This window comes from Luteibacter sahnii, from assembly GCF_034063545.1.
GTDB lineage: Bacteria > Pseudomonadota > Gammaproteobacteria > Xanthomonadales > Rhodanobacteraceae > Luteibacter > Luteibacter sahnii.
Genome location: NZ_JAQLOK010000002.1, coordinates 811,073 through 832,947 on the forward strand (window position 1 = coordinate 811,073; position 21,875 = coordinate 832,947).

The 21,875-nt window shown below is 68.1% G+C and carries 18 protein-coding genes and 1 other RNA gene; 3 read left to right on the forward strand and 16 right to left on the reverse strand.

Features of this window, described 5'->3' with window-relative positions; translation table 11 throughout:
* Positions 1 to 2: 2 nt before the first annotated feature.
* A complete protein-coding gene (locus tag PI246_RS09010; protein WP_320550927.1) occupies positions 3 to 458 on the forward strand; it encodes a DciA family protein in 456 nt (151 codons plus the stop codon).
* 969 nt (positions 459 to 1,427) lie between these two features.
* Here the strand turns inward: PI246_RS09010 and lpxC are convergent.
* The 16 genes from lpxC to rnpB all read right to left on the reverse strand — a co-directional run bounded on the left by lpxC (position 1,428) and on the right by rnpB (position 18,871).
* The gene (lpxC, locus tag PI246_RS09015) at positions 1,428 to 2,339 is read right to left on the reverse strand and encodes a UDP-3-O-acyl-N-acetylglucosamine deacetylase (protein ID WP_320550928.1); all 912 of its coding nucleotides are present in this window, start codon (positions 2,337 to 2,339) and stop codon (positions 1,428 to 1,430) included.
* A gap of 325 nt (positions 2,340 to 2,664) precedes the next feature.
* A complete protein-coding gene (gene ftsZ, locus PI246_RS09020; protein WP_320550929.1) occupies positions 2,665 to 3,849 on the reverse strand; it encodes a cell division protein FtsZ in 1,185 nt (394 codons plus the stop codon).
* 138 nt (positions 3,850 to 3,987) lie between these two features.
* Entirely contained in the window at positions 3,988 to 5,223 is a 1,236-nt protein-coding gene (ftsA, locus tag PI246_RS09025; protein ID WP_320550930.1) for a cell division protein FtsA, read from the reverse strand.
* 8 nt (positions 5,224 to 5,231) lie between these two features.
* The gene (locus tag PI246_RS09030; RefSeq protein ID WP_320550931.1) at positions 5,232 to 5,972 is read right to left on the reverse strand and encodes a cell division protein FtsQ/DivIB; all 741 of its coding nucleotides are present in this window, start codon (positions 5,970 to 5,972) and stop codon (positions 5,232 to 5,234) included.
* Positions 5,969 to 6,943 carry a D-alanine--D-alanine ligase gene (locus tag PI246_RS09035; protein ID WP_320550932.1) on the reverse strand — a complete coding sequence of 325 codons (975 nt, stop codon included), beginning with the start codon at positions 6,941 to 6,943 and terminating at the stop codon, positions 5,969 to 5,971. The genes PI246_RS09030 and PI246_RS09035 overlap by 4 nt, the downstream gene beginning before the upstream one ends.
* Positions 6,940 to 8,382 (reverse strand): UDP-N-acetylmuramate--L-alanine ligase, encoded by a 1,443-nt coding sequence (gene murC, locus PI246_RS09040; protein ID WP_320550933.1) that lies wholly within the window; start codon positions 8,380 to 8,382, stop codon positions 6,940 to 6,942. The genes PI246_RS09035 and murC overlap by 4 nt, the downstream gene beginning before the upstream one ends.
* The gene (gene murG / locus PI246_RS09045) at positions 8,379 to 9,464 is read right to left on the reverse strand and encodes an undecaprenyldiphospho-muramoylpentapeptide beta-N-acetylglucosaminyltransferase (protein ID WP_320550934.1); all 1,086 of its coding nucleotides are present in this window, start codon (positions 9,462 to 9,464) and stop codon (positions 8,379 to 8,381) included. The genes murC and murG overlap by 4 nt, the downstream gene beginning before the upstream one ends.
* Positions 9,461 to 10,681: a putative lipid II flippase FtsW gene (gene ftsW / locus PI246_RS09050; protein ID WP_320550935.1), complete on the reverse strand. Its 1,221-nt coding sequence runs from the start codon at positions 10,679 to 10,681 to the stop codon at positions 9,461 to 9,463. Before ftsW ends, murG begins: the two co-directional genes overlap by 4 nt.
* 6 nt (positions 10,682 to 10,687) lie before the next feature.
* Complete coding sequence (gene mraY / locus PI246_RS09055; protein ID WP_320550936.1) at positions 10,688 to 11,770, reverse strand: phospho-N-acetylmuramoyl-pentapeptide-transferase; 1,083 nt, start codon at positions 11,768 to 11,770, stop codon at positions 10,688 to 10,690.
* On the reverse strand, positions 11,760 to 13,124 hold the full coding sequence (locus tag PI246_RS09060; RefSeq protein WP_320550937.1) for a UDP-N-acetylmuramoyl-tripeptide--D-alanyl-D-alanine ligase: 1,365 nt from the start codon (positions 13,122 to 13,124) through the stop codon (positions 11,760 to 11,762). Before PI246_RS09060 ends, mraY begins: the two co-directional genes overlap by 11 nt.
* Positions 13,121 to 14,614, reverse strand: a complete 1,494-nt coding sequence (locus PI246_RS09065; RefSeq protein WP_320550938.1) for a UDP-N-acetylmuramoyl-L-alanyl-D-glutamate--2,6-diaminopimelate ligase — start codon at positions 14,612 to 14,614, stop codon at positions 13,121 to 13,123. Before PI246_RS09065 ends, PI246_RS09060 begins: the two co-directional genes overlap by 4 nt.
* Positions 14,611 to 16,416 (reverse strand): peptidoglycan D,D-transpeptidase FtsI family protein, encoded by a 1,806-nt coding sequence (locus tag PI246_RS09070; protein WP_320550939.1) that lies wholly within the window; start codon positions 16,414 to 16,416, stop codon positions 14,611 to 14,613. The genes PI246_RS09065 and PI246_RS09070 overlap by 4 nt, the downstream gene beginning before the upstream one ends.
* On the reverse strand, positions 16,413 to 16,685 hold the full coding sequence (gene ftsL / locus PI246_RS09075; protein WP_320550940.1) for a cell division protein FtsL: 273 nt from the start codon (positions 16,683 to 16,685) through the stop codon (positions 16,413 to 16,415). The genes PI246_RS09070 and ftsL overlap by 4 nt, the downstream gene beginning before the upstream one ends.
* Positions 16,682 to 17,605 carry a 16S rRNA (cytosine(1402)-N(4))-methyltransferase RsmH gene (gene rsmH, locus PI246_RS09080; RefSeq protein ID WP_320550941.1) on the reverse strand — a complete coding sequence of 308 codons (924 nt, stop codon included), beginning with the start codon at positions 17,603 to 17,605 and terminating at the stop codon, positions 16,682 to 16,684. The genes ftsL and rsmH overlap by 4 nt, the downstream gene beginning before the upstream one ends.
* Positions 17,606 to 17,653: 48 nt before the next feature.
* Positions 17,654 to 18,100 carry a division/cell wall cluster transcriptional repressor MraZ gene (gene mraZ / locus PI246_RS09085; protein ID WP_320550942.1) on the reverse strand — a complete coding sequence of 149 codons (447 nt, stop codon included), beginning with the start codon at positions 18,098 to 18,100 and terminating at the stop codon, positions 17,654 to 17,656.
* A 405-nt stretch (positions 18,101 to 18,505) separates the two neighbouring features.
* Positions 18,506 to 18,871, reverse strand: an RNA gene (gene rnpB / locus PI246_RS09090) — RNase P RNA component class A.
* A 220-nt stretch (positions 18,872 to 19,091) separates the two neighbouring features.
* Between rnpB and rsmI the strand changes: the two genes are divergently transcribed.
* Both rsmI and PI246_RS09100 read left to right on the forward strand, forming a co-directional pair.
* Positions 19,092 to 19,919 carry a 16S rRNA (cytidine(1402)-2'-O)-methyltransferase gene (gene rsmI, locus PI246_RS09095; protein ID WP_320550943.1) on the forward strand — a complete coding sequence of 276 codons (828 nt, stop codon included), beginning with the start codon at positions 19,092 to 19,094 and terminating at the stop codon, positions 19,917 to 19,919.
* A 106-nt stretch (positions 19,920 to 20,025) separates the two neighbouring features.
* A complete protein-coding gene (locus tag PI246_RS09100; protein WP_320550944.1) occupies positions 20,026 to 21,843 on the forward strand; it encodes a penicillin-binding protein activator in 1,818 nt (605 codons plus the stop codon).
* The last annotated feature ends 32 nt before the right edge of the window (positions 21,844 to 21,875 follow it).

The following is a 21,875-nucleotide window of genomic DNA, read 5'->3' on the forward strand; positions in this document are numbered from 1 at the left end:
CCATGCCGCCGCCGTCCCAACCGCCCCGACGCACGACCCGAGGACTGACCTCCATCACGGACGTCACGTCGATCGCGTCGCTGGCCCGGAAGGCACACGACATCGCCGCGCTCGACCGCCAGCTTCGCGCGGCGTTTCCCGCGTCGATGCGTGAGCAGATCCGCTTCGCGGACCTGCGCGACGGCCGTCTCGTCTTCCTGGCGCCGTCATCGGCCTGGGCCGCGCGGGTGCGCCTTTACCAGGCACAGATCCTCGAGGCCGCCCGCGCCCTCGGCGCGCAAGCCCATACCGTCGCCGTGAAAGTAGCCCCTTTGCCGATCGAGGAGCCGGTCCCCGATCTGCGCAAACCACTTTCGCCGGACGCCGCGCGCCATCTCCGGACGGTCGCGGCGACGCTTGCGGACCCCGCGTTGCGGGGGCTCTTCCTTGAACTGGCCTCCAAGGCCGAAAAACCATGACTATCCGCTATTTACACCCCAGTGCCTGTCCCATTTAGACGTCGGGGTCAGGCCAAGGTGGCGAACTTTATAGCACGCATGAAGCGAGCGAACACGCCGATTACACCTAAAGTTGACGGCCGGCGGGTAGTTAACTGAAGCGGCGCGAACACCTTGACACGCCATGGAGTTCAGAAAAGCCGCATCTTCGGGCCGAACACGCAGACCGTCGACGTAGCGCTTCGCCCACGCACGCTCTGGCGTGAGCCCCGATCGAGGCGCTCTTGCGACCTGGCAGCGCCAGAGCGCGGTGCACCTGGGCGGTGTCGCAGGGAGACCTTGGTGTCCACCCTCGCTGCTCGGGCAGTCCTTCGCGTTCGACAGGGAAGGCCGCTGACGCGGCCCATGTATTTCATTGGCCTGCGGCCGCTCTCTTGTGCGGAACTCGCCGCGAGGGTGGACACCAAGGTCTCTTCCGAGCGGTGAGGTCGGGTGATAGGAGAGCGGTAGGCGCTCGATGACTGATCTGCGCAAGCGCTGCGCGATATGTGAAACGCCAACCCGACAACGGCTATCTGACGTCGCGACGAGCCAACCGGCGCGGTTGGGCGGGGCGAGGTGAAGCTCACTGGTTTGCCGCGGTGCGCCGTATGGGCTCTCACAACACGCCGCCCCAGTCATGGGGAGAGCCTTCGGTGTCCACCCTCGAGGCGAGTTCAGCACAAGGAAGCGGCCGTAGGCCAAGCAGGTACACGGGCCGCGTCAGCGGCCTTCGTTGTCGGACGCGGAGGACTGCCCGAGCAGCGGGGGCGGACGCCGAAGGCTCGGGCCTCACCGTCCGAGCCGGCGGCAAGGCCTGCATCCTTGCGGCATCCCCGCACTTCCGCGATGAACCTTTTTTTGCCTGGTAGCCGGACTTCCGCGAAGAACCACAAAAAAGGCCGCGATCGCTCGCGGCCTTTATAGCAGCAGTGCCTGACGCCGGGCGGCTTACACGGCCTGCGCCGGATGGGCGTAAGAGATGGGTGCCTTCGCCGGGTCCTTGAAGCTGACTTCTTCCCACGCCGTGGCATCGGCCATCAGGCGGCGGAGCAGCTTGTTGTTGAGCTCGTGGCCGGACTTGTGCGCCGAATAGGCGCCGATCAGGCTATGGCCAAGCATGTAGATGTCGCCGATGGCGTCGAGGATCTTGTGCTTGACGAACTCGTTGTCGTAACGGAGACCGTCTTCGTTGAGCACGCGGTAGTCGTCGAGTACCACGGCGTTGTCCATCGAGCCGCCAAGGGTGAGATTGCGCTCACGCAGGGCTTCGATGTCGCGCATGAAACCGAACGTGCGGGCGCGGCTGACTTCCTTGACGAACGACGTGGTCGAGAAATCCATCTCGGCCTGCGAATTGCGCTTGTTGAACAGCGGGTGGTCGAACTCGACCGAGAAACCGACCTTGAAGCCGTCGAACGGCTCGAGGCGGGCCCACTTGTCGCCGTCTTCGACAACCACCGGCTTCTTGATGCGAATGAAGCGCTTGGCGGCGTCCTGCTCTTCGATACCGGCGGACTGGATGAGGAAGACGAACGGACCGGCGCTGCCGTCCATGATCGGCACTTCGGGCGCCGAGAGGTCGACATAGGCATTGTCGATGCCGAGACCGGCCATCGCCGAGAGCAGATGCTCCACGGTGGAGACCCGAACCTCGCCGTCGATCAGCGTGGTGGAAAGACGGGTGTCGCCGACGTTCTCGGGGCGCGACTTCAGCTCGACCACGGGATGGAGGTCGACTCGACGGAACACGATACCCGTGTTCGGCGCCGCCGGACGAAGCGTCATGTAGACCTTGTCGCCGGTATGGAGGCCGACGCCGGTGGCGCGAATGATGTTCTTGAGCGTGCGCTGCTTAATCATGTTGGGTCAAACCTTGCCGGCAGCAGCCTTGAGTGTCGCGCATGCTAACACAGTCTTAACCTCGGAATAAACAAACCGGGTAGTACAGCCCAGATTGGCTTTCACGAACCCTTCAGTATCGTCGACATCGATTCTCATTCAGGTTCCGGCTGCGCCACGTGACACGGCGGCGCACGCAAATCACTGAAAAATGGTCATTTTCCTTCGTCGACGCGAACCCGCTCCGCCGCCCGGACGGGAACGGCGGCGGAGCGGTGGGCAGCCGGGCGTCCTGCCCGGCGTTGCCCCACGTTGTCCTTAACGTGTCAGTGGCGGCGAGACGCGATCAGTCGGCCTGGCGGCGCAGGAACGCCGGGATGTCCAGGTAGTCGATCGCCGGCTCGGCGTTCTTGGCGGGCTGCGCCGGCTCCGAACGGACCGACGGTACCGGCTCGGACTGGGCGTAGTCCACCACTTCGTTGCCCGTGCCCGTGCGCAGCACCACCGGTCGCGGACGCTGGCGCATCTCGACCTGCTGCTGCACCGGCTGGCGCACCGGCTGCTTGGCGGCGACGCCACGGTTGAGGCCGGTGGCGACCACGGTGACGCGGACGTCGTCCTGCATGTCCGGATCGAGCGAGGTGCCGATCACCACCGTCGCATCCTCGGACGCGAAGTCGTGGATCACGCGGCCGATCTCGTCGAACTCGCGCATGGTGAGGTTCGGACCGGCGGTCACGTTGACCAGGATGCCGCAGGCACCGGCGAGGTTGACGTCCTCCAGCAGCGGGTTGTTGATGGCGGCCTCGGCGGCAGCCTGCGCGCGGTCGTCGCCGCGGGCGGTGCCCGAACCCATCATCGCCATGCCCATCTCGCTCATCACGGTGCGCACGTCGGCGAAGTCGACGTTGATCAGGCCCGGGGCCGTGATCAGGTCGGCGATGCCCTGCACCGCGCCGAGCAGCACGTCGTTGGCTGCCTTGAACGCGTTGAGCAGGGTCACTTCGCGACCGAGTACCGAGAGAAGCTTCTCGTTCGGCACGGTGATCAGCGAATCGACGTGCTGGGACAGGTCTTCGATGCCCTTGAGCGCCACCTGCATGCGGCGGCGGCCTTCGAAGGGGAACGGCTTGGTGACGACGGCGACGGTCAGGATGCCCTTCTCCTTCGCCAGCTGCGCCACCACCGGCGCGGCGCCGGTACCGGTGCCGCCGCCCATGCCGGCGGTGATGAACACCATGTCGGCGCCTTCGAGCATGTCTTCGATGCGCTCGCGATCCTCGAGCGCGGCCTGGCGGCCCACTTCCGGATTGGCGCCGGCGCCGAGGCCCTTGGTGACGTTGCCGCCCAGTTGCAGGTGCGTGCGACCGCCGCAGGTCTTCATCGCCTGGGCGTCGGTATTGGCGACGACGAATTCGACGCCTTCGATGTTGGAGTTCACCATGTGGGCCACGGCGTTGCCGCCGCCACCGCCCACGCCGATGACCTTGATGACCGCATTGGGTGCCAGCTTTTCAATCAGTTCGAACATTTCCCGTCCTCCGCAGAACTTTTAGTTTTTTTGGTTGATTCCCATACCCGGCTCCTGCCGGCCATGGGTGGCGGGCCATCCTCTTGCCCCGGCGCCCCCCTTTTCCGTCGGGCACCGATAAAACCTGTCCGTCGTCCGTCAGAAGTTCTTCGTGAACCAGCTGCGGAATTTCTCGACCACGTTGCCGACGTTGCTCGCGGCCGAGCCCATCGACCGGCTACCGCCGTTGGCGCGCGACCCGTGCAACAGCAGGCCCACGCCGGTGGAATGCAATTCGCTGGATACGACTTCCCCCAGGCCCGACACGTGCTGGGGCACGCCGACCCGCACCATCTTGTGGAAGATTTCTTCCGCCAGTTCGAGCGCGCCTTCCATGCGTGCGGCACCACCGGTGAGCACGATGCCCGCGGCCACAAGGCTTTCGTAGCCGGAGCGGCGCAACTCGTCCTGCACCATTTCGAAGATTTCCTCGTAGCGTGCCTGCACCGACTGCGCGAGCGCCTGGCGGGCCAGGCGACGCGGCGGGCGATCGCCCACGCTCGGCACCTGGATCGTTTCTTCCGCATGAGCCAGCTGGGCAAGCGCACACGCGTATTTGATTTTGATCTCTTCCGCGTGAGCGGTTGGTGTGTGCACGCCATACGCGATGTCGTTCGTCACCTGGTCGCCGCCGACCGGCAGCGACTTGGTGTAGCGAATCGCGCCCTGCGTATAGATGGCGATGTCGGTGGTGCCCGCACCGATGTCGACCAGGCACACGCCCAGTTCGAGTTCGTCTTCCGTAAGCACGGCCTTGGCGCTCGCCACGGCGGCCGGCACCAGCTCGTCGACCGACAGGCCGCACCGCTGGATGCACTTGGAGATGTTCTGCACCGCGCTCGCGGCGCCCGTCACCAGGTGCACGCTGGCCTCCAGGCGCACGCCGCTCATACCGACCGGATGACGAATGCCGTCCTGGCCGTCGATGCGGTATTCCTGCGACTCCTTGTAGAGCACCTTGCGGTCGGCCGGGATCGCCACGGCGCTGGCCGCCTCAAGCACCTGCTCGAGGTCGCCGGCCGTCACCTCCCGGTCGCGGATCGCCGCGGTACCGTGCGAGTTGCGGGTTTCCAGGTGGCTGCCCGAGATCGAGGCATACACCGAGCGGATGTCGCAGCCGGCCATCAGCTCGGCTTCTTCCACCGCGCGCTGGATCGAGTGCACGGTGGATTCGATGTCCACCACCGAGCCGCGCTTCATGCCGCGCGACACGTGGGTGCCGATGCCGATCACTTCGATCGGCTCACCGGGCTCGTATTCGCCGACGATCGCGACAACCTTGGAGGTGCCGATGTCGAGGCCGACGACGAGCTGTTTGTCGTTCTTGTTTCTCATGTAATAGCTCAGCTTCCGACCTTGGGGGTGGCCGTGGTGTCCTGTTGCGGCCACCGGATGGCGAATCCGTTGGTGTAGCGCAGGTCGGCGTAGGCGAAACCGCCACGATGACCCGCAATGAGTTGCGGGTAGACGTCGAGGAACCGGGCGAGCCGCCGATCGGCCTGGTCGCGGTCGCCGATGACGATCTCGGCCCCGCTGTCGGTGATCGCGCTCCAGCTGCCGCGCTCGGACAGGCTCACGCCCACGACGGACATCTGCGCCCTGCCCTCGAACGACTTGCGCGCCTGCGCATAGAAACTCACGACCTCGGCCAGCCGCGCATCCGGACCGGACAGCCGCGGCAGGTCGCCCATCTGGTCGGCGCCCGGCGCGTCGAACACCTGGCCCTGGCGGCTGATCAGGCGATTGCCGTTCCAGCGAGCGAAAGGCTGCCGCTCGTAGATGCGCACCAGCAGCGTGTCGGGCCAGCGCTTGCGCACTTCCACCGACTCCACCCAAGGAAGCGCACCGATGGCGCGACGCACGTCGTCGAGGTCCGTGGCGAAAAAGCCCTTGCCCAGCCGAGGCAGCACGGCGCTGCGGATCTGTTCCGCGCTCACGTGGGTGAACTCGGCCTCGACCTTGAGTTGCGTCACCGGCCAGCGACCGGCGGCGAACCAGCCTTGCATCACGCCGACCACGGGCAACACCACCAGGGTGATGGCGATGCCCCAGGCGACGATCCGCGTGGCGGCGGCTCCCTTCATGCCGTGGCGCCCTCCCGTTCCATCGAGGTTTCCAGCACGCGCCAGCACAGGCCTTCGTAGTCGAGGCCGGCGACCGCGGCGGCCTTCGGCACCAGCGAGTGCGAGGTCATGCCCGGCGCCGTGTTCACTTCGAGCAGCCAGTTCTTGCCGTGCCGGTCGCGCATGATATCGACGCGCCCCCAGCCGAAACAGTCCAGGGCATCGAACGCGCGCAGCGCAAGCGCGCGCATCTCGTCTTCGGCGGTGCCGCCCAGGCCCGGGCAGATGTACTGGGTGTCGTCGGCGATGTACTTGGCGTTGTAGTCGTAATACGCGCTGGCCGGCACGATCTTGATCGTGGGCAGCACCTCGCGGCCGAGGATGCCGACGGTGAATTCGCCGCCCTCGGTGCCGTCGCCTTCGATCAGGGTTTCCATCAGCAGATCGCCGGGGGAGCGATGCGCGAGTTCGACGGCCGCGTCGAGGTCGGAGGACTCGAACACGCGCGTCACGCCGACGCTCGAACCTTCCCACACCGGCTTCACGATCAGCGGAAAGCCGATCTCGCGCGCCGCGGCGTGGACGTCGCTGCCGCGCGGCAACGCTTTGAAACGGGGCGTGGGCAGACCGAGCGAGAGCCACACCTGCTTGGCGCGGACCTTGTCCAGCGACAGCGCCGAGCCGAGCACGCCCGAGCCGGTGTAAGGAATGCCAAGCGACTGCAACGCGCCCTGCAACTCGCCGTTTTCGCCGCCGGCACCGTGCAGGATGTTGAACACCCGGGCGAAGTGGCCCGCGCGGACGGCGTCGAGGAGCGCCGGGATGCCGTCGATGGCGTGAGCGTCCACACCCCGTGCGCGCAGCGCGGCGAGTACGCCCTGGCCCGAGTTGAGCGAGACGTCGCGTTCGGCGGAACTGCCGCCCATCACCACGGCCACGCGACCGAAGTCGGCGGGATCGTTGACGCGACGGGGGAAACGGGTGGTGCTCATCGGTGCGTGGTCCTCAGGTCGCCGGCCTGGGCCAGCTCGATGGCCGCGGCGCCGATGTCACCGGCGCCCAGCAGCAGGATCAGGTCGCCGTCGCGCGCCAGCGCGGACAGCGTCGCGCGCAGGTCGCGCGGATGGTCGACCAGCACCGGGTCGGTCTTGCCGCGCGCGCGGATCGCGCGGGCCAGCGCCTTGCCATCGGCACCGGCGATCGGCGATTCGCCCGCCGGGTAGACCTCGGTCAGCACGAGCACGTCGACCTCGGCCAGCACGTTGGCGAAGTCGTCGAGCAGGTCGCGCGTGCGGCTGTAGCGATGCGGCTGGAACGCCACCACCAGGCGCCGTTCGGGCCAGCCGCCGCGCGCGGCCGCGAACACCGCGGCCAGCTCGCGCGGATGGTGGCCGTAGTCGTCGACGAGCAAGGCGTGGCCCTGGTCCAGCGCGATATCGCCGCGACGATGGAAGCGGCGACCCACGCCCTCGAAGCCGGCCAGCGCGTGCGCGATGGCTTCCGGCTCCACGCCGAGCTGCCAGCCGACGGCGGCGGCGGCGAGCGCGTTCTGCACGTTATGCCGGCCCGGCAGGTTCAGCGTCACCGGAAGGTCGCCGACGTGACCGGGCAGGCGCAGGTCGAAATGCATCTGGAAGCCGACCTGACGCACGTTCGAGGCGGTGACGTCGGCACCCGGGCGATCGATGCCGTAGGTAACCATGCGCCGCGAGGTGTCTTCGGCGAGCCTGGCGGTCTCCTCGTCGTCGATGCACAGCACCGCCATGCCGTAGAACGGCAGGCGATGGAGAAAGTCGCGGAACGCCTTCTTCACCTGAGCGAAGTCGTTGTTGTAGTTCTCGAGGTGGTCCGCGTCGATGTTGGTCACCACCGCGATCACCGGGGACAGCATCAGGAACGACCCGTCGGATTCGTCCGCCTCGGCCACGATGTACTGGCCCGTGCCCAGGCGCGCGTTGGCACCCGCGGCATTGAGCTGGCCACCGATCACGAAGGTCGGGTCGTAGTCCGCCTCGGCCAGCACGCTGGCGACGAGGCTGGTGGTGGTGGTCTTGCCGTGCGTGCCCGCGATGGCGATGCCCCGGCGGAAACGCATCAGCTCGCCGAGCATCTCGGCGCGCGGCACGGTGGGAATGCGTTGCGCACGGGCAGCGACCAACTCGGGGTTGTCCTGGCGAATCGCGCTGGACGTCACCACGACGTCGGCTCCGTCGATGTTCGACGCATCGTGGCCGATGCGCACGTCCACGCCGAGGCCCGCGAGACGCTCGGTCGTGGGCGAGGGCGCGCGGTCGGAACCGGACACGTCATAGCCGAGGTTGGCGAGCACCTCGGCGATGCCGCTCATGCCGACGCCGCCGACGCCGATGAAGTGGACGCGGCGGAACGAGGTCATGAAATCGTCGTGGGCACGCAAACGACCGGGCGTCATGCGGAAACCTCCATGCAGTGACGGGCAATCGTGGATGCGGCGTCGGGTTTGGCCAGCGTGCGCGACGCATTGGCGGCGGAAAGGATCCGCGCACGGTCGCCCAGGAGGTCGTCGAGCAGCGAAGCGAGCAGATCCGGCGAATCGTGGGCGGCGAGGGCGGCGTCGCTGACGAGGCGGGCCGCACCGGCCTCGACCATCGCCCGGGCGTTGGCGGTCTGGTGGTCGTCGACCGCGTGCGGGAACGGCACCAGCACGGCGTCCTGGCCGGCGGCGCACAGTTCGGCCACGGTCAGCGCACCGGCGCGGCAGAGCACGAGGTCGGCCCATTCGTAGGCGCCGGCCATGTCGTCGATGAAGGCGACGATGTTGGCGGCGACACCGGCCGACGCGTAGGCGCCAAGGGTGTCTTGCAGGTGACGTTCGCCGGTCTGGTGCACCACGTCCGGTGCGAGGCCGCCCTTCGCCTGAAGGCGGGCGAGCGCGCGGGGCACGGCATGGTTGAGCGTGCGCGCACCGAGGCTGCCGCCGAGCACGAGCAGGCGCGGCCGCCCCGCGCGACCGGCAAGGCGTTCGGCCGGGGGCGGCAGCGCGGCGATGCGCGCGCGCACCGGGTTGCCCACCCATTCGCCGTTCGGCAGCACGTGGGGAAAACCCGTGAGTACCCGCTTGGCGAACGATGCGAGCTTGCGGTTGGTGAAGCCGGCGACGGCGTTCTGTTCGTGCACCACGAGCGGAATGCCGGCAAGCCTCGCGGCGATGCCGGCGGGGCCGGCCACGTAGCCTCCCATCGACAACACGCAGCGCGGCTTGATCTTGCGCAGCAGGGCGAGCGACGCGAGCAGCGCGCGCACCAGCATCACGGGTGCCATCAGGCGGGTGCGCATGCCCTTGCCGCGCAACCCGCGCACGGCAACGGTATGCAGGTCGAGTCCGTGCGCCGGTACGACGCGGGTTTCCATGCCGCCCTCGGCGCCGAGCCACGCCACCGGCACGCCACGCGAGCGCAGTTCGTCGGCCACGGCCAGGCCAGGGAAGATGTGGCCACCGGTACCGCCCGCCATGATCAAGACCGGAGCGCTCATGCGATGCCCCCGATCGGCGCGGACGTCGGCACGGCCGCGGCCGGCTGGCGCACGGCCGACTGTCGCGCGTCTTCGGCGCGGTTGATCTCGAACGTGGCGCGCAACAGCACGCCGACCATGGCGCAGGTCATCATCACCGACGAACCGCCGGAGCTGATCAACGGCAGCGTCAGGCCCTTGGTCGGCAGCACGCCGAGGTTCACGCCGATCGACACCGTGGCCTGCAGGCCGAGCATCAGCGAGATGCCATAGGCGACGTAACCGGAGAAACGCTGGCCCAGTTCCACGCCCTTCAGGCCCAGGTAGAGGCCGCGGCCAACCATGACGATATACAAGCCCACCACGCCCACGATGCCGGCCAGGCCCAGCTCCTCGGCGAGCACGGCGAGAATGAAGTCGGTGTGGGCTTCGGGCAGATAGAAAAGCTTCTGCACGCTCGAACCCAGGCCGACGCCGGTCCACTCGCCCCGACCGACCGCGATCAGGGCCTGGCTGAGCTGGAAGCCGTCGTTGTACGGGTCGGCGAACGGATCGAGGAAGGACGTGAGGCGGCGAACGCGGTAATCCTTCGACAGCAGCACATAGGCCAGCACGATCACGGCGACGAAGGCCAGCCCGATGAGATAACGCTTGCGGGCACCGGCGAGCCAGACCATGCCGGCCGACGTCGACAGGATCAGCATGGCCGATCCGAAGTCGGGCTGGAGCAGCAGCAGCGCGGCAATCATGGCGGCGATGCCCAGCGGCTTCAGCACGCCGACGAGTTCGTATTCGACACCCTCACGGTGGCGCACGAGGTAGCTCGACAGATAGGCCACCAGGATCAGCTTCACGGCCTCCACCGGCTGGAAGCCGGTGACCACCAGGTTGATCCAGCGGCGGGCACCGTTGATGCGCATGCCGAAGCCCGGCACGAACACCACCAGCAAAAGGAAGATGCCCAGCAGCAAAAGCGTAGTGCTGTGCTTCTCGACGAACTTCAGTTCGGTGCGCATCGCGATGCCCGCCAGCAGGCATCCCATGGCGAGGAAGCCGAGGTGCTTCTTCAGGTAGTAGAAGGCGCCCACGTGCGAACCGTCGGCCACGGCAATGGAGCTGGAGGTGACCATCACCACGCCCATCGCGGCCAGGGCGAGCGCGGCGAGCAGCAGGGGCACGTCGAAGCTCCCCCGCGGGCCCTGGCGGCGCTGTGCCTGTTTGTTGCCGAAGCCAAACATGATGGGTCAACGCACCTTCAACGTAGCCAGACCGATGAGCACCAGCACCACGCTGATGATCCAGAAACGAACGATGACCCGCGGTTCGGGCCAGCCCTTCAGTTCGAAGTGGTGATGGATCGGCGCCATGCGGAATATCCGCTTGCCGCGCAGCTTGAAGCTGCCCACCTGCAGCATCACCGAGGCGGTTTCCATCACGAAGACGCCGCCCATCACGAGCAGCACGATTTCCTGGCGCACGATCAGGGCGACGCAACCCAGCGCCGCGCCGATGGCGAGCGCGCCGACGTCACCCATGAACACCTGTGCGGGATACGTGTTGAACCAGAGGAAGCCGAGCCCGGCACCGGCGAGCGCGCTGCAGAACACGGCCAGTTCGCCCGCGCCGGGGATCGACGGGATGCCCAGGTATTCGGAGAACAGCTTGTTGCCCGCGAGGTAAGCGAAGATGCCGAGCGCGCCGGAGACCAGCACGCTTGGCATGATCGCCAGGCCATCGAGGCCGTCGGTGAGGTTCACCGCGTTGGAGAAGCCAACGATGATGAAATAGCCGATCACCACGAACAGGGCGCCCAGGGGCAGCGCCACCTGCTTGAACAGCGGCACGTAGAGCGCGGTCTCCGCCGGCAGCTGGGCGGTGTGGTAGAGGAACACGGCGGCCCCCAGACCAAACACCGACTGCCAGAAGTACTTCCAGCGGCTGGCGAGGCCGCGGCTGTCCTTCAGCACCAGCTTGCGGTAGTCGTCGTAGAAGCCGATGACGCCGAACAGCAGCGTGACCAGCAGCACCACCCACACGTAGCGGTTGTTGAGATCGGCCCACAACAGGGTAGAGATGCCGATGGCGAACAGGATGAGCAGGCCGCCCATGGTCGGGGTGCCGGCCTTGGAAAGGTGCGTCTGCGGACCGTCGCTGCGAACCACCTGCCCGGCTTTCAGCGCCGCCAGCTTGCGGATCAGCGCCGGGCCCAGCAGCAGCGACACGGCCAGCGCGGTGAGCGCCGCCATGATCGCGCGGAAGGTGATGTACTGGAAAAGATGCAGCGACGTGAAGTGCCGAGCCATCCATTCCGCCAGTTCAAGCAGCATGGGATGCTCCTTCAGCGTATTTCTTCATCGCCGCCGCGACCTGCTCCATGCCGGAGGAACGCGACCCCTTCACGAGGACGGTCACACCCGCGTGGACCTGCGCGCAGGCGGCCTCCACCAGCGCCTCCTGCGTCGGAAAATGCAGGGCGCCTTCGCCGAACGCCTTCGCCGCCGCGGCACTCTTCGCACCGACGGCGAACAGGCGATCGATGCCTTTGGCGCGTGCCAGCGCGCCGATGCCGGCGTGAAGCTCGATCGCGCCGGTACCGAGTTCGGCCATGTCGCCCAGCACCAGCCAGCGTTCGCCCGTGGCGAGCGCCAACGTGTCGATCGCGGCCGCGGCCGATCCCGGGTTTGCGTTGTAGCTGTCGTCGATGAGCGTCCAGCCGCCAGCCATGGGCTCGAGGTTGAGCCGGCCGGCGACGCGCGGCACCTGCTCCAGGCCGTCGACGATCGTCGCCAGGGGCACGTCGAGCGCGATGGCGACGGACGCCGCGGCCAGCGCGTTGGCGACGTTGTGCCGCCCCGCGAGAGGCAGCCGCACGTCGGCGTCGCCGATCGGGGTCGTCAGCACGAAATGCGTACCGTCGATGCGCTCGTCGACGATGTCGGCGCCGACGTCGGCCCGATGGTCGAGCGCGTAGCGCAACACGTGACGGGAGCCGGCCAGGCCCAGGAAGAAGCTCAGGAAACGCTCCTCGTCGGCGTTGACGATGGCCACGCCGTCCGACGGCAGGGCCTGGTAGAGCGCACCCTTGGTTTCAGCGACGCCTTCGATGCTGCCCATGCGCTCAAGATGCGCGGGCGCGATGGACGTGATGAGGCCGATGTCGGGCCGCGCGATGGCGGCGAGGTAGTCGATGTCGCCGGGCTTTCCCGCGCCCATTTCCAGCACCGCATATTGGGTGTCGGCGGGCATCGCCAGCAACGTCAGCGGCATGCCGAGCTCGTTGTTGAAGTTGCCGGCGTTGACATGCGTGCGGCCGTGGCGCGACAGGATCGACGCGGTGAGCGTCTTCACCGTGGTCTTGCCGTTGGAGCCGGTGATGCCGATGACGCGCACGGGCCGCTGCGCGCGGACCGCGCTGGCGAGGTCGCCGAGGGCGAGCTGCGTGTCGTCGACCACTACCTGGGCGATCGGCGCGTCGACGGGACGGGTGACCAGTGCGCCCGCGGCGCCTTTGTGCGTCGCCAGCGCCACGTAGTCGTGACCGTCGACGCGCTCGCCCGGGAGGGCGACGAACAGTTCACCCGGCTTCAGCGAACGGGTATCGATGGAAAAGCCGGTGACCTCGGCATCGGCGCCTTGCAGGCGGCCGCGTGTCCAGAGGGCGACGGCGGAAAGGCGCATCATGCGCGAACTCCTTTGGTGCGGGTGGCCATCGCCTCACTGGCGACGACCAGATCGTCGAAGGGCTGCTTGCCCTGCGGACCTTCCTGATAGGTTTCGTGGCCCTTGCCGGCGATGAGCACGACGTCGTCGGCTTTCGCGTCGGCGAGGGCCAGGGCGATGGCACGTGCGCGGTCGCGTTCGATCGTGACGTCCTGCGGCTGGGCAAACCCCGCGACGATCTGCGCGACGATGGCGTCGCCGTCTTCGCTGCGCGGGTTGTCGTCGGTAACGATAACGGCGTCGGCCAGGCGCTCGGCGATACCCGCCATGATCGGACGCTTGCCCTGGTCGCGGTCGCCACCGGCACCGAACACGCAGACCAGGCGGCCCTTGGCGTGCGAGCGGAGCGCCAGCAACGCCTGCTTCAACGCGTCGGGCGTGTGCGAGTAGTCGACCACCACCAGCGGCTTCTTGCCGTCGCCGCCAAGCCGGCTCATGCGGCCGTTCACCGGCTGCAACGATTCCAGGGCGGCATGGATGCGGTCGAACGGCTCGCCCAGCGCACCGAGAACGGCGGCGACGGCCAGCAGGTTGGCGACGTTGAACCGGCCCAGCAGCGCGCTGCGCACGGTGCGCATGCCCCAGGGCGTCGTGAGGTTGAACGACAGGCCGCGAGCGGACGTCACCACGATATCGGCGCGAATCTCGGCGTCTTTTTCGGTGGCATCGTGGGCCATCGACGTGCGCAGCTTCGTTACCCCGTCGGGCAGGCCCTTGGCGAGCTTCACGCCGAACGCGTCATCGACATTGATCACTGCCGCGCGCAGGCCGGGAAAGGCGAACAGCTTCGCCTTGGCCGCACCGTAGGCTTCCATGGTGCCGTGGTAATCGAGGTGGTCGCGGGTCAGGTTGGTGAACACGGCGACGTCGAAGGCGATCGCGTTGACCCGGCCCTGTTCGAGCGCGTGCGAGGACACTTCCATCGCCACATGGGTGGCGCCGGCGTCGCGGAAACCGGCGAGCAGGCCCTGCATGCTGAGGGCGTCGGGCGTGGTTCGTTCGCCTTCGACGAGTTCGCCATGCAACCCCGCGCCCAGCGTCCCGATCGTGGCCGGCTTGCGCCCGAGGAAGGCCAGCGCCTGCGCGATCAATTGCACCGTGGAGGTCTTGCCGTTGGTACCGGTGACGCCGATGAGATCGAGCGCCTTCGACGGCTCGCCGTGCAGGCGCGCCGCGATGGCGCCGGCGTGTTCGCGCAGGCCGTCCACCCGGACGACCGGCACCCCGACGTCGGTCGCGTCGACGGGGGGCTCGGCGAGAATCGCCACGGCACCGCGTTCGACCGCCGTACCGGCGAAGTCGAAGCCATGGCCCTTCAGGCCACGCATCGCGACGAATACCTGCCCGGGTTCGATCTCGCGCGAATCGATCGCGAGGCCGGAAACGACGAGATCGCCGGCACCCTGGGCGTCGGCGAATCCATCGAGCAGTTCGGCCAGGCGCAGGGTCATGGCACCACCTCTTCCGCCGCGCTGTCGTCCGCCTGCGGCGGCGCGTTGCCGGTGCTGATCATGCCGCCCTGACTCGGGCCGCCGGCATACCAGCGGCCGACGTTGTCCGGCGGGATGTCGAGCAGGCGCACGGCGCCCTGCATCACCTGGGCGAACGCCGGGCCGGCGACGGAGCCGCCGTAGTAGCGTCCGCCCTTGGGATCGTTGATGACCACCACGGTGACGATGCGCGGCGCACTGGCCGGGATCATGCCGACGAACAGCGAGATGTAGTTGTTGGCGAAGTAGCCGCCCGCGGAGTTCTTGTGGGAGGTGCCCGTCTTGCCCGCCACGCTGTAGTTGGCGACGGAAGCGAAGCCATAGCCCGTGCCGCCCGGGGCGAGCACCGTCTCGAGCATGCGCACCAGTTCGTGCGCCACGTCCGGGGTGATGATCTGGTTGGGCGGGTTGTCCGCGCCTTTGATGAAGCTCGGCGCACGATACGCCCCGCCATTGCCGATGGCCGCGTAACCGGCGGCAAGCTGCATCGGCGTGACGTTGAGGTTGTAGCCGTAGGCCAGGCGCGACTTCTCGATCGGCTTCCACGTGCGACCGACCGGCAGGTAGCCGGAGGCTTCGCCGGGAAAGCCGCTGCCGGTGCTGTTGCCCAGGCCGAACGACTTGTACATGGTGTAGAGGAAGTCGGTATCCAGCGTCATCGCGATCTTGGCCGCGCCGACGTTGGACGACTTGGTGATGACGCCGGTAGGCGTCAGCGTGCCCCAGTTGTGCGTGTCGCGCACCGGATGGCCACCGATCATCCAGCTTCCCGGCGAGGTTTCGATCAACGGCGAGGTCGGGGTGTATTTGCCGCTGGTGAGCGCGGCGGCCATGGTGAAGGCCTTCATCGTCGAACCCGGCTCCACCACGTCGGTGACGGCGCGGTTGCGGCGCTCCTGCGGCGTGCTGCCGCGCACGGCGTTCGGGTTGAACGACGGCAGGTTGGCCATGCCGAGTACTTCGCCGGTGTGGACGTCCATCACCACGATGGAGCCGGAGTCGGCCTTGTTCTTGTCGAGGGCGTCTTTCAGCGCGCTGTAGGCGAGGTACTGGATGCGACGGTCGATCGACAGCGTGAGGTCGCGACCCGGCTGCGGTTCGCGCACCAGCTCGACGTCTTCCACCACGTGGCCCTTGCGGTCGCGGATCACGCGCTTGGCCCCGGGCTTGCCGGCAAGCCATTCGTCGAACGCCAGTTCGAGGCCTTCCTGGCCGTGGTCGTCGATGTTGGTGAAGCCGAGGATGTGGCTGTTCACCGCGCCCGATGGGTAATAGCGGCGATATTCGCGCTGGGAGGCGATGCCGGGGATCTTGAGGTCGACCACCGCCTGCGCGTCTTCCGGGCGCATCTGCCGGGCGATATACATGAATTCCTTGTCGGCGCGCGCCTCGATCTTCTGCTTGAGATCGTCGGCGTCCACGTGCAGCGCATGCGCCAGCTCGGGAATGCGATCGGCGTTTTCCAGCACCTCGGGCGGGTTGGCCCAGATCGAGGCGACCGGGGTGGACACCGCGAGCGGCTCGCCGTTGCGGTCGAAGATGGTGCCGCGTGACACGGCGATCGGCATTTCACGCAGGAAGCGGGCATCGCCCTGCTCCTGGTAGAACGCCTTGCCCACTACCTGCAGGTAGAACGCGCGCACCACCAGGCCCGTGGCGATCAGCACGAGCATCACCGCGAGCACGGTCACGCGGCCGCGCGGGCTCGGGCCCTGGCCGCGGCGGCGGCTCGGGACGATGGCTTTGCCGTAGCGCGCCCTCATCGACGCACCAGCTGGATGTCCTGCTGCTTCGGCGTGAACATGCCGAGGCGGGCGCGGGCTTCCGCGTCGATGCGGCTGGGTTCGGCGTACGTGGCCTGCTCCAGCTCGAGGCGGCCGTATTCGACGCCGAGGTCGTCTTTCTGGCCCTGCAGGCGCGAGAGCTCCACGAACAACACCCGGCTTTCGTGACGCGTCCACACCACGCCGATCGCGCTGGCGATGACGGCGACCAGCAGCAGGGTGAGGAAGAAGCCGCCGACCGCCTTCATGCGAGCTTCTCCGCCACGCGAAGCACCGCCGAACGCGAGCGCGGATTGGCCTCGATCTCGGCGGCGGAGGGAAAGATGGCCTTGCCCACGGGTTTCAGGCGCGCCGGTTTCGCCTCGGCGGGCGGCGCGCGCCGATTGCCCTGCACGCGCCCCTCGTGGGAGCGGATGAACTGCTTCACCGTGCGGTCTTCCAGCGAGTGGAAGCTGATCACGGCGAGACGACCACCGACGTTGAGGCGCTCGAGGGCGGCATCGAGCCCGCGCTCGACCGACTCCAGCTCCGCGTTGACGCGGATGCGCAACGCCTGGAACGTGCGTGTGGCGGGGTTCTTTCCCGGCTCCCGGCGACCGACGCAGCGTGCGACGAGTTCAGCGAGTTCACCCGTGCGGGCGATCGGCGCGGTGGCGCGACGCTCGACGATGGCGCGGGCGATGCGTCGGCTGAAGCGCTCTTCGCCGAAGGTCCACAGCACGTCGGCGATGTCGGCCTCATCGGCCTGGGCGAGAAAGTCGGCGGCGCTGATGCCGCGCGTGGGGTCCATGCGCATGTCCAGCGGCGCATCGGCCATGAAGCTGAAACCGCGACTGGCGTCGTCGAGCTGGGGCGAGGACACGCCGAGGTCGAGCAGGATGCCGTCCAGGCCACCGTCGAGCGCGGACCAGTCACCCATCGTCGCGAAGTTGTCGTGGCGCAGGCTCACCCGCGGATCGGTGGCGAGGCCGGCTTCGGCCACGGCGATGGCGGTGGGGTCGCGGTCCATGAGGAAAAGGTGACCGTCGGCCGAGAGACGCGAAAGGATGGCCCGGGCGTGACCGCCACGGCCGAATGTTCCATCCAGATAGCGCCCGTTCTCGCGCAAGGCGAGGCCCTCCACCACTTCGTCGAGCATCACCGGGATGTGCACATCGCGCCCCGCCATCGCCACATCCCGCTCCCGTCCACCAGCCAAGAAAAATTCAGTTCGTCGTCACAACCGCAGCTCCGCCATGTCGTCGCTTATCTCGTCCTCGCCGATCGTCTGGCGGATCTTCGCGAGGTGGGCCTGTTCGCTCCAGAGCTCGAACTTGTTGCCCATGCCGAGAAGCACGGCCTTTTTCTCGATACCCGCGGCCGCGCGTTGACTCGCCGGCAGCAACACGCGCGCCGCACCGTCGGGCTCGACGATGGCGGCGGCGCCGACCAGCTTCATCTGCAGCGCGCGGTGCACGGCCTTGACGCTGGGGAGCGCGTTGACCTGATCGCGGACCTGCTCCCACTCCGCATACGGGAAAATCCAGAGGCAACCCGTCTCGAAGGGGTTGTAGGCGATCACCAGACGATTGCCGCAGGCACTAGCCACCAGATCCCGATACGAGGTCGGAATCGTCAGACGACCTTTGTCGTCGACCGTGATGGCGGTTTCGCCCTGGAACATGTTCGGCTGGTTACCCCACTAAATCCCACGATTTCACACCGGGACCCACGATAGTCTCGCCCCCTGAGACTGTCAAGGAATTTTTTCTTGTGAATCAAAGAGAAAGGTGCGGTTCATCATCATTTCCAGCCGTTTATGAGGAACTGACGCAAGGTGGTTGAATCGCGGGGATTTTTTGCGGGAGGTCGCCGTCGCGGCGACGGGACGGTGAGAGTGAACCTGAATGGGACCCCGGCGGATGGGCACTGGGGGCGCGCAGTGAGCGGCCAACGGGGCCGCTACGTCACGCCGGTCTTGGCGCCAGGCTGGCGCGACCCGATCGCTCGCTTACGCGTGCGGCCGACCGCACCCCCGTACCCCAACGTCGACGGGGCGACCTCGCGGCCACCCCGTCACGATCCGAAAAGATGGAGTCGGCCTGTAAGCCGGGTTCTGTGCGTCTTGCGACGTGACAGTCATTCTTCTCGGCCTGGCGTCACCGCCAGGCTCCAGCAACCTACCCGGGAACGACGCGGGCCGCGTCATGGTTCCCTTATTTGGTCTTGCTCCGGGTGGGGTTTACCGTGCCGTGCGACGTTAGCCCCGCACGCGGTGCGCTCTTACCGCACCCTTTCACCCTTACCTGATCCCCTCGCGGGGCCATCGGCGGTCTGCTCTCTGTTGCACTGGCCGTCAGCTCACGCTGCCCAGGCGTTACCTGGCACCCTGCCCTGTGGAGCCCGGACTTTCCTCGACGCGCACGAGGCGCGACGCGACTGTCCGGCCGACTCCGTTGGGGAGTATAGCCGGTCGGGGGATGGGGGATGGGAAGCGGGGGCGCACGACGAGTGACCGAGGGCACCGGAAGCGCCCAGCGCGCCTCGAAGCCAGCGCGACGCGCCCCGCCCCCTCACCCGCCCGCCGAACCCGCGCCCCCACTTCCCGTCCCCCACCCCCACCTCCACCCCAAGCCACTACACTCCCCTTCCCCCCGCCCAAACACCCCAACCCCATGCCCTCTCCCCGCCCCGGCACCCTCCACGTCGTCGCCACGCCGATCGGCCATCGTGACGACATCGGTGCGCGCGCCGTCGAGACGCTGCGCAAGGTCGCGGTCATCGCCGCAGAGGACACCCGCCACACCCGGCCACTGCTGCAACACCTGGGCATCGATACGCCGCTGGTGGCGCTGCACGACCATAACGAACGCACCGCCGTGGACGGGCTCGTGGAACGCATGCGCGAGGGCGCGGACGTGGCGCTGGTGTCGGACGCGGGCACGCCGCTCATCAGCGATCCCGGCTTCCGCCTCGTGCGGGCCGCGCGCGCGGCGGGGCTCAAAGTCAGTCCCGTACCCGGGCCGAGCGCGGTCATCGCCGCGCTTTCCGTCGCGGGCCTGCCGAGCGATCGCTTCGTCTTCGAGGGATTCCTCGCCGCGAAGGCCGGGGCGCGACGCGCTCGCCTCACCGAACTGGCCGGCGAGTCACGCACGCTCATCTTCTATGAGTCGTCGCATCGCATCGTCGAGTGCCTGCAGGACATGCGCGAGATCTTCGGTGCCGATCGCGCCGCGGTGGTGGCCCGCGAACTGACGAAACTCTTCGAAACCGTGCTCGACGCGCCGCTCGACGACCTGGTGCGCCAGGTGAGCGCCGACCCGAACCAGCAGAAGGGCGAGTTCGTGGTGATGGTGGCCGGCCGTCCAGCCGGTGAGGACGAGCGCCTCGCCGAGGGACGGCGCGTGTTCGCCATCCTCAAGGACGAGCTTGCGCCGGCGAAAGCCGCGAAGCTGGCGGCGGCGATCACCGGGGCGCCGCGCAAGGCCCTCTACGGTACCTGAGCCGGGCCGCCGCACCGGCTCACGGCGTCCTCGCGAATCGATCGGCTATGATCCGGACGTTTCGGCGCCGCGAGGGCGTCCGACCGCCCCACCGAAGGAAAACGCGATGCGAGCGATGCGTGTGACCACCCTTGGCCTTCTCCTGACCGCTGGCCTCGCCGGCTGCGTGACGCCGGGCGGCACCAGCCAGCCCCGCAGCGCGGCGCCCTCGGGCGAAGCCACCCAGGCCGCGCAGGCGCTCTACACCAAGGGCCAGTTCGACCAGGCCGCGCAGGCTTACCTCGCCCTCGCCAGCCAGGACGACGCCAATCGCGACTACTACCGGCTGCTTGCCGCCGAAGCCTATCGACAGGAAGGCGCCATCGACCGCGCCGCGCCGGTGGTGGCCGACATCCGTCGCTCGAAGCTGGAAGGCGAGGACGCGCTGCGCTTCGACGCCCTGCGGGCCGAGATCGCCCTGAAGAAGAACGACCCGGCCACCGCGCTCTCGCTGACCGGCAAGCCGCCGGGCCGGGTGTCGTCGCAGATCGCGCAGCGCCTCGCCGAATTGCGCGCCCGTGCCCAGGCAGCGTCCGGCGACCCGTGGAGTGCGGCCCAGACGCGCGTGGACATGGATGGCCAATTGCACGGGCTCGACCGCGAAGAAAATCGCCGCGAGATCCTCACCCTGCTCACTGGCCTGGGGGCGCAGCCGCTCGCCGAACGCCTGGCGCCGATGTCGGCCAACGATCCGATGCGGCCCTGGGTGGTCGAGGCGCAGACCCAGCTCGGCAGCGCGACGCGCAGCCCCGCCGTGCTCGACCAGGCCGTGGGCACGGTCACCGGCGAAAAGAACGTGCGTGAGGGCTACAAAGTGCCGGACAAGGTCGCGCTGCTGCTGCCGCTGACCGGTCCGCTGGCCGGCGCGGGTGCCGCGATCCGCGACGGCTTCATCACCAATTATGTCGATGCCGCGCGCACGCACGCGCCGCGCCCGAAGGTGGTGGTGTACGACTCGGGCAACGATGCGGCGCACGCCGTGGCGGCGTATGAGAAAGCCGTGGCCGACGGCGCGAATGTCGTGGTGGGCCCGCTCAACCGCGAGGGCGTCTCGGCGATCTTCGCCAAGGGTGCGCTCCCGGCCCCGATGCTCACCCTCAATTATCCCAGCGACAACAAGAACCTGCCGCCCTCCGGCGCCAACGAGTTCGGCCTGCTCCCGGAAACCGAGGGCGCCCAGGTCGCCGACCACATGGCCGATCGCGGCCTGCACAAGGCCGTGGTCATCGTCTCCACCGACGATTTCGCCCGCCGTGCCGGCAACGCCTTCAAGGCCGAATGGCAGGCCCGCGGGGGCACGTTGTCGAGTCAGGTGACGCTGGATGCCTCGAGCATCGATTTCGCGTCGCAGCTCTCCGGCATCAACGTCGGCGATGCGCCCGACGACCAGACCGACGCCGGCGTGTTCATCAGCATGAAGCCGCAGCAGGCCCGCCTGCTGCTGCCGCAGTTGCGCCTGGCGAAGAACACGCTGCCGGTGTTCGCGACCTCGCATGTCTACGCGGGCACCGACGATCCCGCCGCCGACCGCGACCTCGAAGGCGTGGAGTTCTGCGATGCCCCGTGGCTGTTCGACGCGCAGCCGGGCCTGGCCCGCCGCGCCGACCTGGGCGCCGCGTTCCCGGCGACCAAGGGCGTCGCCGCGCGACTGTTCGCGTTCGGCATGGACGCCTGGGGCCTGGTGCCCTACATCGATTGGATGCGCGGCCATCCGGGCAGCTACCTGCCCGGTGCCACCGGTCAGCTCGTGGCCGACGAGTTCGGCCGGGTGCGTCGCGTACTCATCTGGGCGCGTTTCACCGACGGCGTCGCGCACCCGGTGGCGGGTAGCCTCGAGCTCGAAGCGCCGGCCACGGCCCCCAACGTCGAGAACGGCGGGGCCTGATCCCTCCCCCACCCCGGCGCGGCATGGAGTCC